This window comes from Burkholderia metallica, assembly GCF_902832845.1.
Classification (GTDB): domain Bacteria; phylum Pseudomonadota; class Gammaproteobacteria; order Burkholderiales; family Burkholderiaceae; genus Burkholderia; species Burkholderia metallica.
Genome location: NZ_CADFDB010000008.1, coordinates 83,559 through 97,818 on the forward strand (window position 1 = coordinate 83,559; position 14,260 = coordinate 97,818).

Annotated in this window: 11 protein-coding genes; 4 read left to right on the forward strand and 7 right to left on the reverse strand. The window is 67.0% G+C overall.

The annotated features are described in order from the left end of the window. Nucleotides 1-42 precede the first annotated feature (42 nt). From HWX08_RS21990 to HWX08_RS22005, 4 genes are all read right to left on the reverse strand, one after another. A complete protein-coding gene (locus tag HWX08_RS21990) occupies nucleotides 43-462 on the reverse strand; it encodes a DUF2946 family protein (protein ID WP_174921560.1) in 420 nt (139 codons plus the stop codon). Continuing rightward, complete coding sequence (locus tag HWX08_RS21995) at nucleotides 440-1,915, reverse strand: PepSY-associated TM helix domain-containing protein (RefSeq protein ID WP_174921561.1); 1,476 nt, start codon at nucleotides 1,913-1,915, stop codon at nucleotides 440-442. Before HWX08_RS21995 ends, HWX08_RS21990 begins: the two co-directional genes overlap by 23 nt. A gap of 242 nt (nucleotides 1,916-2,157) precedes the next feature. Continuing rightward, a complete protein-coding gene (locus HWX08_RS22000; RefSeq protein ID WP_174921585.1) occupies nucleotides 2,158-2,643 on the reverse strand; it encodes a hypothetical protein in 486 nt (161 codons plus the stop codon). A 163-nt stretch (nucleotides 2,644-2,806) separates the two neighbouring features. Then, on the reverse strand, nucleotides 2,807-3,130 hold the full coding sequence (locus HWX08_RS22005) for a DNA-binding protein (protein ID WP_069259119.1): 324 nt from the start codon (nucleotides 3,128-3,130) through the stop codon (nucleotides 2,807-2,809). Nucleotides 3,131-3,721: 591 nt separating this feature from the next. On the opposite strand from HWX08_RS22005, the gene HWX08_RS22010 reads away from it, so the two are divergent. Next, a complete protein-coding gene (locus tag HWX08_RS22010) occupies nucleotides 3,722-4,354 on the forward strand; it encodes a LysE family translocator (protein ID WP_107311126.1) in 633 nt (210 codons plus the stop codon). Between the two features lie 18 nt (nucleotides 4,355-4,372). On the opposite strand, the gene HWX08_RS22015 is transcribed toward HWX08_RS22010, so the two are convergent. Then, nucleotides 4,373-5,341: a LysR family transcriptional regulator gene (locus tag HWX08_RS22015; RefSeq protein ID WP_069259121.1), complete on the reverse strand. Its 969-nt coding sequence runs from the start codon at nucleotides 5,339-5,341 to the stop codon at nucleotides 4,373-4,375. A 171-nt stretch (nucleotides 5,342-5,512) separates the two neighbouring features. Between HWX08_RS22015 and HWX08_RS22020 the strand changes: the two genes are divergently transcribed. Beyond that, complete coding sequence (locus HWX08_RS22020) at nucleotides 5,513-6,841, forward strand: MFS transporter (protein ID WP_174921562.1); 1,329 nt, start codon at nucleotides 5,513-5,515, stop codon at nucleotides 6,839-6,841. Between the two features lie 129 nt (nucleotides 6,842-6,970). Next, on the forward strand, nucleotides 6,971-8,137 hold the full coding sequence (locus tag HWX08_RS22025) for a M24 family metallopeptidase (protein WP_174921563.1): 1,167 nt from the start codon (nucleotides 6,971-6,973) through the stop codon (nucleotides 8,135-8,137). A gap of 65 nt (nucleotides 8,138-8,202) precedes the next feature. Here HWX08_RS22025 and HWX08_RS22030 read toward each other — a convergent pair whose 3' ends face one another. Continuing rightward, nucleotides 8,203-9,831, reverse strand: coding sequence for an NADP-dependent glyceraldehyde-3-phosphate dehydrogenase (locus HWX08_RS22030; RefSeq protein WP_174921564.1), 1,629 nt, complete (start codon nucleotides 9,829-9,831; stop codon nucleotides 8,203-8,205). A gap of 904 nt (nucleotides 9,832-10,735) precedes the next feature. Here HWX08_RS22030 and HWX08_RS22035 point away from each other — a divergent pair. Next, nucleotides 10,736-12,865, forward strand: coding sequence for a TonB-dependent receptor (locus HWX08_RS22035; protein ID WP_174921565.1), 2,130 nt, complete (start codon nucleotides 10,736-10,738; stop codon nucleotides 12,863-12,865). 290 nt (nucleotides 12,866-13,155) lie between these two features. On the opposite strand, the gene HWX08_RS22040 is transcribed toward HWX08_RS22035, so the two are convergent. Beyond that, entirely contained in the window at nucleotides 13,156-14,103 is a 948-nt protein-coding gene (locus HWX08_RS22040) for a LysR family transcriptional regulator (protein WP_069259126.1), read from the reverse strand. Nucleotides 14,104-14,260 lie beyond the last annotated feature (157 nt).

The following is a 14,260-nucleotide window of genomic DNA, read 5'->3' on the forward strand; positions in this document are numbered from 1 at the left end:
GACCGCGCCGCGCGGTGGGCGGCGGCGCGCTCGCGAGGAGCGTCAGGTGCGGGCGGAAGGCGGCCCGCGCGCGGCGAGCGCGTAGCGCTTCGACGGAGGGTGGGCGGTGAGGATGGTCGGCTCGGGCGGCGCATGCCGCACGGCCGGAGCGGCGGACAGGAACACCGCGTACTGCAGCGGCGGATGGCCGGCGAGCAGGCCGCAATAGCCGCAGCGCTCGAAATGCGCATCGGACGGCGCATGCGGCTGCGCGTGCGCGACGAGCGTGTTGCCGGTTGCCGAGCAGATCGGCGCGGCCGGCAGGCCGTTATCGGGTACGGCCGCGCGCAGTTGCGAGATCAGCGGCGCGACGAGCGCGAGCACGAGCGCGACCAGCCCGAGCCACGCGGTGGCCCGGGCTTGCCGCGTCGGCGCGCCGCGTGCGCCGGCGCACGACGAATCAGGCTGCCGCGCGTGCCGCACGGCCGAACAGCAGACGGTCGATCAACCAGACCGCGACGATCGTCGCGCCCATCAGCGGGAAGACGATGCCGAGCAGCACGAGCCCCGCGATCCAGCCGCGCATCGGCGGCTTGCCGCGTTCGCGCGACGGCGCACCGACCTTGCCGGCCGGGCGGCGCTTCCACCACATCACGGTGCCGGTGACGGCCATCGCGGCAAGCCCGAGCGACAGCACCGTGCAGATGATCTGGTTCGTAAGCCCGAAGTAGCGGCCCATGTGCAGCGACGTGCCGTACGACACGGCTTGCGATACCGCGCCGTAGTCGTCATAGCGGATGTCCTTCAATACCGCGCCGCTGTATTGGTCGATATAGATCGTGCGTTCCGCCTTCGGGTCGGCCGGAAAGTACGACGCGGTGAACACGCCGTCCGGGCCGGACGGCAGCGCGAGCGTGTAGCCGCTCGTCACGCCGAGGCCGGCGACGATCGCGATCGCGCGGGCCAGCGGCAGCGGTGCCGATGTCGGCGCCGACGGCGAATGCGGCACCGGCACATTGCCGACCGCCCACGGCGTTTGCGGCAACGGCAGATCGTCCATCACCATCCCGGGCATCGATTCGTCGGAATCGTGGTGATGACCGGCGCGTGCGGCGGCCCGCGCGGATGCAGACGCAGGCTCGGGCGTCGGTGCGGCGCCCGGGCGCGTCGAGCGCACCGCCGAGCCGCCCCACGCACCTTCCGGCGCGCCGAGGTTCACGGTCGCGGCGAGCGCCTTGAAGTTCTTGCCCCACGAGCCCGACCACGGCAGCCCGGTCAGGATGAACGCCACCGTGCCGGCCGCGAGCCAGATGCCGGCCGTCGCGTGAATGCTCTTCCACAGCGGCCGGCCGCGCAGCGACAGGTCAGGGCGCAGCGCCTGCCCGACACGTGCCGCGCCGCGCGGCCACCACAGCGCGATGCCGGTGCCGATCATCACGAAGGTCCAGCACGCGGCGAGTTCCATCAGCAATTCGCCCGTCTTGCCGAGCAGCAGCTTGCGATGCAGCATCCGGTCGATCTGCATGAAGCGGTTCTCGACGCTCAGCGTGCCGAGCACGCTGCCGTCGTACGGGTTCACGTACACGCTCTCGCGGCTGCCGTCGCGCAGCCGGAATACGTACTCGGCGCTGCGATCGGGCGCGGTGGAGACCTGCACGGACACCGGCGCTGCGCCGGCCGGCACTCCAGTGCGTGCGCGAGCGAGCAGCGTGTCGGCATCGAGACGCGGCGTCGCGCGCGGCTCGACGACGAGCCGGTGCGGATACAGCAGCGGTTCGATCTGCGGCTGGAAGCAGTAGAGCGTGCCGGTGATCGCGAGAATCACGAGAAACGGCATCACGAACAGGCCGGCATAGAAGTGCCAGCGCCAGAGCGTCCGGTAACCGGCGTGGGTGGATTGCGCGGGCGCGATGGCCCGCTCGACGGTGGTCGACATGGTGTCAGTTCCTCGTGTTCGTTGAGCGGCCGCGCCGGCGCGAACCGGCGGACGTCAACGCGCGTTGCGCCCGCCTGCCTGCATCGACGCAACGGGCGGCGCGGCGCCACGCGCGGACGGTGCGCATGGCGGCGTCGCCCGCTCGATGCGGGCACGCGGGTGAACGCTTGAATCAGGTCGTGTGAGACGAACGGCAGGCGGGTTCATGCACATCGACGTGCACGAGCCGCGGGGCGGAACCGTCAGCAGAACAGCGGAGGTGCGCGGGAAGGTGGGCGATCGTCGACGATCGATCGCACGAAGGGAAGACTGTCGAAGTGGACCCGGAAGCGCCGTGGCGCGGCGGCGGGAAACAGCAGCACCAGCAGCACGAACGGCGCCAGCGCGGTGAACAGCGCGGCGCCGAATGCGCACAGGCTGTCGCCGTTTCCGGGCGACGCCGTGTTGTCGGCATGCGTGTCATGCTTGAGCGTATCGGCGAGCGCCCGCGCGTCGTTGGCCGGCGTGATCGGCGCGCCGGCATCGAAACGGGCGGCCAGCGCGGCCGCGTCGACGATCAGCGGGCCGCGGCCCGAACACAGCACCACCGAGCCCGCATCCGGACCGTCCGGATCGAGCATCACGGCGCCCGACATCAGCGCGCGGGACAGCAGCATCACGAGGAGGAGCCCCCACAGAAGCTGTCGCGCGACGCCTTGCCGGAGCAGGAAGTGGCGAAGTGCGTTCATGGCGCGCGATTGTAACTCCGTTTGCGCGGAGAAGCCGGCTGTCACGATGATTCGCGGTATCAGTGCGGCGTGCGGCGAGGCCATCGCCGTGCGCGCGACGCGGTTCGGAGCGTCCTGTCGTGGCCGAGGCTGCCGCGCACGGCAGCCGATGCGTTATGCCGGCTCAGGCCGGATACGCATCGTCGACTTTCAGGTTCGCGAGCCGGAACAGCGTGCGCAGCGTCTGCGGATGAATGTCGCGGTGCGCGGCGAGCGACGTCAGCATGAAGTCGAGCACTTTCGCGTAGCGCAGCAGCACGAGGCAGCGTGCGAGATCGGGCGTGCGGCCGCGCATGTCTTCGGCGAGGTGGACCATTTCGGTGGACAGCGAGCGCGCCATCTCGAGTTCCATCTGCTGTTTTTCGGTCCAGTCGGGCAACGGCTGTTCGAGCACCTTCGCGAGAAAGAGCTGGAACGACGTGTCGGACGAATTGGGCAGCGCATCCATGAAGAGCCTCGTTGCATGCTTGGATCGTTCGGGCGGTTCGATGGGCGCGCCCGAGCGGGGTTTCGTGTCCGCGCGGTCGATGGCGCGGCTGTCTCCCGAACGGAACGCAGGTTTCGTACCAGCCCCGCGACACGATTGTTGAGTAATGTTGAGCCGCGGTGCGACGCGGGGCGGCGAGTCCCGCCGGGACTGGATCGCGACGGTGATCGAGCAGGCCGTCTAGCGGCGCGGCGCGATGCCTGTGCGGGACGCGGCACGGCGCGACGACGCGAAATGCTTCACGGATGTAACGTAACGCCGTGACAGATTGCGTGGCGCGTTCCCCGGCGCAGCGGCGCGCACGGGCCGGCCCGCGTGCGCCGCCTGCGCGTGTCGCCCGTGCGGCCGGCCGCACGCGGCGGCGCCGCCCGGATCGCAGCGACGGCAACGACCGCCGGCGAAGGTGACGGGTGTTTCAAAACCGAGACGAATGCGCGCGACGATCCGGTTGCGCGACCGCCCAACTGGCCCAGCGAAATACCGGCCAAGTGTTCATGGGCAGACGGCGCGCGTTCGCGAACAATCTCCGAATCATCCGTTGCGGAGATCGACATGAACGTCCACGCCTTCTTCTCGGCCAATCTGCTGCTGGCGTACACGGCTTATTTCATCGGCACGGCCAGCCCCGGGCCGAGCAATCTCGCGATCATGTCGGTCGCCGCGAACCAGGGCCGCAAGGCGGCGCTCGCGTTCGCGCTCGGTGTGATTTCAGGGTCGATGTGCTGGGCGACGGTGGCGGCGCTCGGCGTGTCGGCCGCGCTGCTGGCGTGGTCGAAGCTGCTGGTCGCGATCAAGCTCTTCGGCGGGCTGTACCTGCTGTGGCTCGCGTTCAAGTCGGGGCGCACCGCGTTGTCGGGCCACGCGGCGGCTTCGGTGAACGCGGCGGGCGAGCAACGGCTGTCGCGTTTCTACGTACGCGGCGCGATGCTGCACCTGACCAATCCGAAGGCGATCCTCGTGTGGGTGTCGATCGTCGCGTTGTCGTCGAACGGCGCGGGCGCGTCGCACGGCGCCGTCGTGCCGGGCTGCATCGTGATCGGCTGCCTGGTGTTCGGCGGCTATGCGCTCGTGTTCTCGATGGACGGTGCGCGCCGGCTGTACGTGCGCGGCCGGCGTGCGATGGAAGCGTGTCTTGCCGTCGTGTTCGGCGTGGCGGGGATCAGGCTGCTGGTGTCGAACGTCTGACGCGGCGCACCCGCGCATCTAGCGGGCAGCGCGCCGGGTTGCCGCGCGCGTGGCGCTGCCCGGCTGTTCCGCCGGAGGCGTGAACAGCGACACGATCGTCTGCCGCAGCCAGCGGTGCGCGGGATGGCTGTCCCAGCGCTGATGCCAGATCACGCAGTAGGGCCGCGCGGGCATGCGGACCGGCGGCTGCCGCGACACCAGTTCCTTTTCATGGATCGACAGATCGAGCAGCGTGGTCGGCAGTACGCCGATGAAATCCGACTCCCGGATGATCGCCAGCGCGGGCGAGTACGCATTCAGCGTGAGGACGAGATTGCGCTGCAGGCCGTGTGCGGAGAGCAGGCTGTCGTACACCGGCACCCGCATGCCGGAAAACCCGACGTCGAGATGCCGCGCCGCGAGAAAGCGCTTCAGCGTGAGCGGCCCCTTCGCGAGCGGGTGATCCTTGCGCATCAGGCAGCTCCAGTGGATCGGCCACATCTCGTGCGTGCGCACGCCGCTGCTTGGGCTGGAGTCGTTCAGGTAGCCGCCGATCGCGAGATCGACGCCGCCACGGTCGAACATGCGCGGCAGGTCGGCGACGCTGAACTGCGTGAGCTCGATCCGCATCGACGGTGCGTGCGTGCCCATGTACTGCGCGAGGCGCGGCATGATGCGCTCGACCGAGTAGTCCGACATCGCGATCGTGAAGGTGCCCCGATGTTCTTGCGGATCGAACTGGTCGGGCGAGATCGCCTGCTTCAATGCGTCGAAGGGCGGCTGGACCGCCGACCACAGCTCGCGCGCCCGCGCGGTCGGGCGTACACCCGACGCGGTCTTTTCGAACAGCACGTCGCCGAGCGATTCGCGCAGTCTGCGCAGCGCATTGCTGACCGCCGACTGTGAAAGCGCCAGCCGCTCGGCGGCGCGCGTGACGTTGCCTTCGGCCATCAATGCCGCGAACACCCGCAGCAGGTTGAGGTCGAGCTGACGAAACACATCCTTCATCGCCTGTCTCCCGGTCGGGTGCGAGCCGGCGACGCGACGAAGCCGCGCGCCGGCTCGCACCGTTATTTACGTTGGTGATGATCATATTCCGGAAATCCGTTGGACGCGGTAACGGTGCGCATCGAACATGAGCACGAAACTACCGCAGCCAGCAGATGGAGGAGACGGACGATGAAAGACGATGCAGCAAATCCTGCCGGCGCCCTGGCGCTCGATCGACTTTCGGCGGAGGCGCAGCCGTCCGCGCGATCGGGCACGCTGCGCGACGTCGCGGCCGCCGCCGCGGGCAACGCGCTCGAATGGTTCGACTTCGTGATCTACGGCTATTTCGCCAGCGTGATCGCGAAGCTGTTTTTCCCGGTGGCCGGGCAGATCGGGTCGCTGCTGCTCGCGACGGCGACCTTCGGCGTGGGGTTCGTCGTGCGGCCGCTCGGCAGTATCGTGCTCGGGCTGTACGGCGACCGGTACGGCCGCAAGGCGGCGATGTCCTTGACGATCTGGCTGATGCTGGCCGGCACGGCCGCGATCGCGGTGGCGCCGCCGTACGCGCAGGCCGGCTGGCTGGGTGCGACGATCCTCGTGCTGGCGCGGCTCGTGCAGGGCTTCGCGGCGTCGGGCGAATTCGGCAGTACCGTCGCCTTCCTCGCGGAAAAGGCGCCGCCGCATCGACGCAATTTCTTCGTGGGCCTGCAGATGTCGAGCACGATGCTGGCCATCGTGCTGGGCGGCACGATCGGCACGATTCTGACGACGTCGCTCAGCCCGCATCAGATCGAAAGCTGGGGCTGGCGCGTGCCGTTCGTGGTCGGGCTGCTGATCGGCCCGGTCGGCTTCTATATCCGCAGGAGCGTGTCGGAAACCGATGCGTTCGTGCACGGCGAAGCGCTGCCGGCTTCGCAGGTGTTCAGGCGCCTGTTCGGCGAGCACCTCGCGTCGTTCCTCGCGGCGATCGGCGTGACGATCGTCAGTACCGCCGCGTTCTACATGTACCTGATCTACATGCCGACGTTCGCGGTGAAGCAGCTCGGGTTGCCGATGTCCGCGCCGTTCATGAGCACGACGGTCGCCGGCATCGTGATGGTCGCGATCGCGCCGCTCGCGGGCCTGCTCGGCGACGTCTGGCGCCGGCCGGTCGCGATGGTCGCCGCCGCGATCGTCGTGCTGTCCGCGATCACGCTGCCGCTCTATATGTGGGTCATCGCGAGCCCTTCGCTGCGCAACCTGCTGATCATGCAGGCCGCCGCCGCCGCGCCGATGGGCGTGCTCGTCGGGCTGGTGCCCGCGCTGTCCGCGCGCGCGTTCCCGGCCGCGGTGCGCAGCACCGGGCTCGCGGTGTCGTACAACATCCCGACGACGGTGTTCGGCGGATTTTCCCCGCTGATCGTCACGTGGCTGATCGCGACCACGCACAACAAGGCGTCGCCTGCGCTGTACATCGTCGCGATGTCGGTCGTGAGCCTGGTCGCGCTGCTCGGGTTCCGGCGCACGCCGGGCGAGTAAGCGAGCCGGATTCGGTTTCCGCGCGTATCGATGAAATGCAGGATAACGAATGAAATGTCCTCGTATCGCGACATCGAAAATGATCGGCCGAGCCGGCCGCCCCGTCATCCTCAACAGGAGAAGTCACGCATGAAACTCACCCCTACGTTTGCGGCGCCCAGCGACGCGGAACTCAAAGGACGCCTCGACCGCGTGCGCGCACGCATGGCGGAAGCCGGCCTCGATCGCTATGTGGCGTTCTCGCCGGACAACATCTACTACCTGACGAACTTCGCGAACATCGTCCACGAGCGGCCGTTCGTGCTGGTCATTTCGCGCAGCGGCCCGCCGCAGTTCGTCGTGCCGCAGCTCGAACAGCCGCATGTGCGGACGCGCTCGATCGGCGAACTCGAGCTGATTCCGTATTTCGAGTTCCCGGCGCCGGCCGGGCGCGAATGGAGCGACCGTTTCAAGGCGCTGTTCGGGCCGGGCGAGCGTGTCGGCGTCGAGTCGGTGTGTCCGCTGCAGGTCTATGCACAGACGCCGGGCGAGCGCATATGCATCGACATCATCGACGACGTACGGATGATCAAGTCCGATTTCGAGATCGGCCGCCACGTGTATGCATGCAAAATCGCCACCGACGCCCACAACCTGCTTCTGAACGAAGCGCGCCCGGGCCTCGGGATGGCGGAAATGTCGTCGCGCATTCGCGGCTTCATCATGCAGCGGCTGCTGGCCGACGATCCGTCGCTGAACCCGTTGGCGACACGGATCGTCGCGGTGTTCCAGCCGGGCAGCGTGTCGCACGACCCGCACAACTTCAGCAACATCGACATGCGGATGGAGGAGGGCGGCCCGCACGTATCGATCGTCAATGCGGTGATGAACGGCTACGGCGCCGAAGTCGAGCGGACCTTCTTCCTCGGTCACGTGCCCGACGCGGCGCGACGCGCGTTCGACGTGATGTCGGAAGGGCGCCGGCTCGCGTTCGACGCGGCGATGCCCGGCGCGCTGCTGAGCGACGTCGATCGCAAGGTCAACGACTATTTCCGCCGCGCGGGGATGGGCGACCGGATGCTGCACCGGACCGGGCACGGGATGGGCGTCACCGCGCACGAGGCGCCGTTTTTTGCAGAAGGCTACGACCGACCGATCGAGAAGGGAATGTGCCTGACGATCGAGCCGGGCATCTACATCGAGGGTGTCGGCGGCTTCCGTCATTCCGATACGGTGCTGATCGGTGACGAAGGCCCGGTTCAACTGACCGGCGGCCCGCTCGATCTCGACGCGTTGACGTTCCCGGTTCGGGCGTAGTCCCGCACGGGCGCAAAAAAAGCCGCTGCACGGGTGTGCAGCGGCTTGTTCGCAAACCGCCTGCTTCAGAAAATGAAGCCCGTATTGATGAACTTCGAGTAGTGATCCGACACGATCGAATCGAGCAGTTGCTTGCTGCCTTCGGTCTGCTTCGCGGCGACCATCGAGCGGATCGAGAACGCGCGCAGCGCATCGCTCACCGACAGCGTGCCTTCCGCCGAATCCTTGCGCCCCGCGAACGGGAACACGTCGGGCCCGCGCTGGCACTGGCAGTTGAGGTTCACGCGGCACACCTGGTTCACGAGCGGATCGACGAGCGCGCCGATCTGCGCCGGATCGGAACCGAAGATGCTGACCTGCTGGCCGTGATCCGACGTCGTCACGTAGTCGAGCGCGGTGTCCACGTCGTCGAACGGCGCGACCGGAATGATCGGCCCGAACTGCTCCTCGCGATACAGCTTCATCCCTTCCGACACCGGGTACACGACGGCCGGATAGAACAGCGTCTTGCTGAACTCGCCGCCCGACGCGTTGACGACCTGCGCGCCCTTCGCCTTCGCGTCGTCGATCGCGTCCGTCATGTACGCGGTGCGATGCATGCCCGGCAGCGGCGTGATGCTGACGCCTTTCTCCCACGGCATGCCGATCTTCAACTGTTCGAGCGCCGCGGTGAAGCGCTTCAGGAACTCGTCGACGATCGAGCGGTGCACGAGCAGCATCTTCAGCGCGGTGCAGCGCTGGCCGTTGAACGACAGCGCGCCGAGCAGGCATTCCTTTACCGTGAGATCGAGATCGGCGTCGGGCAGCACGATCGCCGCGTTCTTCGCATCCAGGCCGAGAATCGCGCGCAGCCGGTGCGACTTCGGGTGCTGCTTCTTCAGGTGATCGGCCACCTTGCTCGACCCGATCAGCGCGAGCACGTTGATCTTGCCCGACGCGAGCATGTGCGGCACGACCACCGCGCCCGGTGCGTAGATCGTGTTGATCACGCCCTTCGGGAACGCGTCGCGGAACGCTTCGAGCAGCGGCTCGAACAGCAGCGTGCCGTACTGCGGCGGCTTGAACACCACGGTGTTGCCCATCAGCAGCGCGGGGATCAGCGTCGCGAACGTCTCGTTCAGCGGATAGTTGTACGGGCCCATGCACAGCACGACGCCGAGCGGCGTGCGGCGGATCTGGCCGATCGTGCCTTCCGCGATCACGAAGCGCGAATTCGCGTTGTCGAGTTCCTTCAGCGCGTCGATCGTCTGCGTCATGTAGGTGACGGTGCGGTCGAACTCCTTCTGCGAATCGGCGAGGCTCTTGCCGATCTCCCACATGATCAGGTTCACCACCAGCTCGCGCTGCGCGACCATCCGCCTGATGAAGTCCTGCATGCACGCGATGCGCTGCTCGACCTTCATCGTCGGCCACTCGCCGCGGCCCGCATCGTAGGCGCGCACCGCGGCGTCGAGGGCCGCGTCGCTTTCGGTTTCGCCCATCACCGGATAGCTGCCGATCTCGACCTGCTCGACGCTGCCGTCGGCCTGTCGCACGCAGACCGGCGACAGCACGGTCTTGGTGGCGCCGTCCCACGGCCGCAGTTCGCCGTCGACGAGCGACACACGCTGGTGAATCGGCGAAGCGAGCCGGTACTCGGCGGGGATGTCCTGAAAGGCGGGAAACAGGTGCTGCAGGGAGGCGGAATCGGGCATGACGGTCTCGTTTGACGGGGTGTCCGGGAAGGACGGGCGATGCGAATCCTGAGCGGGATGATCCTCGATCCTGAATCGGCATCATGACGCGCGGACGGCGGCGCGTCACGCGCGAACGTGGCCGAATCAACGAATGGAACCAGTTCCATTAAAAAGGAACGCCGGCGTGAATGCAAGATTTGCCGGTTCGTCGCGCGCACATCGAAAGCGTATTGGAAGACTGTTTCCAAATACCCGGTATGCGCCGCCATGTGCGCTCGCAAACGTTTCCCTGTGGCGGGATTGCGCGGATAATGGCCCGGCGCGGTGAAGAAAAAAATGAAGTGAACCTGAGAGCACACGTAGGGAAAAAAAGAAGCAGGCCCGCCGCACTGCCGATGCGAGGTCGGCTGCCCGGAGCGCCGGGTCGGGGTTGCCCGGTCCGGCGCGCACCGGACTTCGAACGCCATGCGGTTCCTTCGACGAATGCGTCGCGATTCTCTCCCGTCTCGTCGTCCGCGTATTCCGATTCCCGCCTTTTGCCAGATCCTCGATCGCCCGATGAGTGGCGAGAAAATTCTTTCGTTTTTATTACGTTCAAATCGCGTCCAGGCGCAAAACAGAAAGGCATTCGTCAGGAATGCAGAGCGTAATGCGCGTGCCCGTTGCGGGCAGGCGACACGTTGAAAATTAACTAAAAACACGAATCATTCTCGTTTAATATTTCGCTCCGTTACGAGCCGTGACAGAACGTCACGGCTTTTTCGCCGGCCGTTAACGGGCCGGCCGACGCGACGGGGTGCTCTCCCGCGCGCTGCTTCGTGTTTACGGAAAGGATGTCTCCAGCCGATTCGCCGCGCGGTGCGTGCATGGGGCGGATGCGTTTGTTTCCGTTTGCCGTTTTCCTTCAGCCTCTACCTCAACGATGAAACTCAACAAGAGCGCCTGCCATGCGCTTCTGATCGCCACGTCGCTGGCCGGCGCACGCACTTCCTTTGCGCAGGCGAGCGAGCCCGCCGCGACCCTGCCCGCGATCTCCGTCAACGCGACCGCCGAGCATGCGTCGTACGACGGCGGCCATTCGCGCGCGGCGACCAAGACCGACATGTCGCTGATGGACGTGCCGCAGACGGTGAACGTCGTGCCGCATGCGCTGATCGAGGACCAGAACGCGACGTCGATGCAGGATGCGCTGCGCAACGTGCCGGGCGTCGGTTTCTCGGTCGGCGACGGCCAGCGCGACCAGATCACGATCCGCGGCTTCAACAGCATCACGGACCAGTACGTCGACGGCATCCGCGACGACGCGCTCTACTATCGCGACCTGTCGAACGTCGATCGCGTCGAAGTGCTGAAGGGTCCGGCGGCCGTGCTGTACGGGCGCGGCTCGGCGGGCGGCATCGTGAACCGCGTGTTGAAGCGGCCGCAGGCGACGCCGGTGAACGACGTCGGCGTGACGCTCGGCACGCGCGGCGAGCGGCGCGGCGAATTCGACCTCGGCTGGAATGCGAACGATGCGGCGCGTTTCCGGATCACCGGCGCGGCCGAGAACTCGAACAGCTTTCGCGACCAGTTCCAGCTCAACCGGCAGGCGATCGCGCCGTCCGCGCAGTTCAAGCTCGATCGCGACACGGTGCTGAACGTCGAATTCGACTACCTGCATGATCGCCGCACGTCCGACCAGGGGCTGCCCGCGTATCTCGGCCGTCCGGTCGGCGTGCCGATCAACACGTACTACGGCTCGGCCGACGGGGTGAACAGTTCGTACAACGACATCTCCGCGAAGAGCGCGACGGTGTCGCTCGATCACCGCTTCAGCGATTCGCTGTCGTTCCACGGCGCGATCCGCGCGTACGACTTCTCGCTCGAACGCAAGAACTACGTGACGTACGAGCCGATCAAGACCGCCGCGCATCCGGTCGTGACGCTCGACCAGTCGACGCGCCAGCGCACCGACCACGGCATCGACGGTCTGTTCGAACTCACGCAGAAGACGTCGCTGTTCGGCATGCGCCACGAGCTGCTGTACGGGCTCGAACTGTCGCAGCAGCAGAAGTTCGACACGATCTACAGCGTGTCGAAGGTCGCGACCTACGATCTCTTCAATCCGCAGGCGGTGGTGTTGCCCGGCGTGCCGGCCGGCGCGCGCGCGAAGACGAACGCGTCGACGGTCGTCGGGCTCGCGGGCGTCTACGCGCAGGACCTGATCTCGCTGACCGAGCACTGGAAAGTGCTGGCCGGCCTGCGCTTCGATTACCTGAACCAGATCCGCCACGACTACACGTCGTCGAACGTCAACCTCGACCGTACCGATCACGCGTGGAGCCCGCGCGTCGGGCTGATCTACGAACCGCTCGACTGGCTGACGCTGTACGGTTCGTTCAGCCAGTCGTTCTCGCCGCTGGCCGACACGCTGATCAGTTCCGGCGCGTTCGCGAACGGCGCCGCGCTCGCGCCGCAGAAGACCACCGCGTATGAAGTGGGCTCGCGCTTCGACCTCGGCGGCAACGCGACGGCGAGCGTCGCGCTGTTCGACATGCGCCAGACCAACCAGCAGATCGGCGATCCGGCGAATCCCGGCTATGCGCTGCCGATCGGCACGCAGCACGTGCGCGGGATGGAGCTGGGTTTCACCGGCGAGATCGCGCCGAAGTGGTCGGTGTACGGGGGGTATGCGTACATGAACGGCACGGTCGACGGTTCCGCGCAATCGACGGCGGCCGGCCTCGCGGTGTCGAGCAACACACCGGGGCTGATGCCGCGCCACAGCGCGAACCTGTGGGTGAAGCGCGAGCTGCCGTACGGTTTCTATGCGGCGGCCGGCATGCAGTTCCAGTCGGCGCGCTATGCATCGGCGAGCGATCTCGTCACGCTGCCGTCGTTCACCGTGTTCAACCTGGGCGCCGGCTATCGCAGCAAGAAGGTCGACGTGACGCTCACGCTCGACAACCTGTTCGATCGCCGCTACTTCATCGCCGCGCACGGCAATGCGGACCTGTACAACATGCCCGGCGATCCGCGCACGCTGACCGCCACGGTGAAGTGGCACATGTGATGCACCACGTGATGCATGCGTCAGGCGACAATGCGGGCCTTCGCGACGATGGCCCGCACGTTACTGCCCATGATCCGCCAATCGATCGAGGTGTCGCGCATGACCGGCCGTGCACGCGTGCCGTGCGCCGTATTGTGGCTCGCTCGTGGCCCGGTCGCGGCGCGTGCGCTGACGATCCCGGCCGACGCCGAACCCGGATCGCGCGCGGCTGGTGAAGGTGGTGAAGGCCGGTCCGCCGACGCGACATGCCTGCGAGGCCACCGTGCGACAAGGATGGCGCGCGCGCGCCGTTACTCGACGTCCTCGTCGTCCGCCCATTCCCCGCCATCCGCGCCGGGCGCCGGCGCCGCATACGCGCTCGCCTGTTCGAGCAGCCAGCCGCGAAACGATTCCAGCGGCTTGCTGTGGCTGAGTTCCGTCGGATACACGAGGTAGTACGCGGAATCACCGACGGTGGCCGCATCGCACGGCACCACCAGCCCGAGCTGCTGCAACTGTTCCTCGACGAAGAACTTCGGCACGAGCGCGATGCCGAGCCCGGCCGCGGCCGCGCTGATCAGCATCGTGTGCAGTTCGTAGCGCACGCCCTGCATCGTGCGGATGTCCTCGACGCCGTGCGTCTCGAACCATTGCGCCCATGCGCCGGGGCGCGTCGTCGAGTGCAGCAGCGGATACGCGAGCAGATCCTCGACGCGCTCCACCGGCCCGTCGAGCAGCGCCGGCGAGCAGATCGGCACGACTTCCTCGCCGAACAGGTAGTCGGACGACGTACCGGGCCAGGTCGGCTTGCCGTAGTGGATCGCGGCTTCGAAGTGGGTGTCCTCGAACGAGAACAGGTCGGTGCGGCTGCCCATGTTCACGCGCACGTCGGGCGTGCGGTCGTAGAAGCTCTTGATGCGCGGGATCAGCCAGTGCGACGCGAAGGTCGGCAGCACCGCCAGCTCCAGGTAGCCGCCGCCGCTGCCGTGCGCGATGATCGACAGCGTGTCGCGGTCGAGCGCCTCCAGCGCGCGCCGCACCTGCGTGCCGTACAGCTTGCCGGCGCGCGTCAGCACGACGCGCTGCTTCACGCGGGCGAACAGCCGCACGCCGAGGCTCGCTTCGAGCGTCGCGATCTGGCGCGATACCGCGCTTTCGGTCAGGAACAGCTCCTTGGCCGCATGCGTGAAGCTCTCGTGGCGGGCGGCGGCCTCGAAAGCCACGAGCGCGCCCATGTTGGGGATCTTGAATTTGCGCATGATGTTCGATTCGTATGACGATCAGATCCGCGCGGCGCAAGGCGGCGGGCGGGGGCCGGGGAGCGGCTGATAATTCCAAAAACTCATCACATATCAATTTAATCTCGCTTTACGCCCGGCTGCAACCCTTTGAATAATGCTCCCCACGCAAGGTCAG

Bases quoted from the DNA above. Each gene is read 5' to 3' on its own strand.
- HWX08_RS21995 (WP_174921561.1), bottom strand. From the start codon at position 1,915: ATGTCGACCACCGTCGAGCGGGCCATCGCGCCCGCGCAATCCACCCAC.
- HWX08_RS22000 (WP_174921585.1), bottom strand. From the start codon at position 2,643: ATGAACGCACTTCGCCACTTCCTGCTCCGGCAAGGCGTCGCGCGACAG.
- HWX08_RS22005 (WP_069259119.1), bottom strand. From the start codon at position 3,130: ATGGATGCGCTGCCCAATTCGTCCGACACGTCGTTCCAGCTCTTTCTC.
- HWX08_RS22010 (WP_107311126.1), top strand. From the start codon at position 3,722: ATGAACGTCCACGCCTTCTTCTCGGCCAATCTGCTGCTGGCGTACACG.
- HWX08_RS22015 (WP_069259121.1), bottom strand. From the start codon at position 5,341: ATGAAGGATGTGTTTCGTCAGCTCGACCTCAACCTGCTGCGGGTGTTC.
- HWX08_RS22020 (WP_174921562.1), top strand. From the start codon at position 5,513: ATGAAAGACGATGCAGCAAATCCTGCCGGCGCCCTGGCGCTCGATCGA.
- HWX08_RS22025 (WP_174921563.1), top strand. From the start codon at position 6,971: ATGAAACTCACCCCTACGTTTGCGGCGCCCAGCGACGCGGAACTCAAA.
- HWX08_RS22030 (WP_174921564.1), bottom strand. From the start codon at position 9,831: ATGCCCGATTCCGCCTCCCTGCAGCACCTGTTTCCCGCCTTTCAGGAC.
- HWX08_RS22035 (WP_174921565.1), top strand. From the start codon at position 10,736: ATGAAACTCAACAAGAGCGCCTGCCATGCGCTTCTGATCGCCACGTCG.
- HWX08_RS22040 (WP_069259126.1), bottom strand. From the start codon at position 14,103: ATGCGCAAATTCAAGATCCCCAACATGGGCGCGCTCGTGGCTTTCGAG.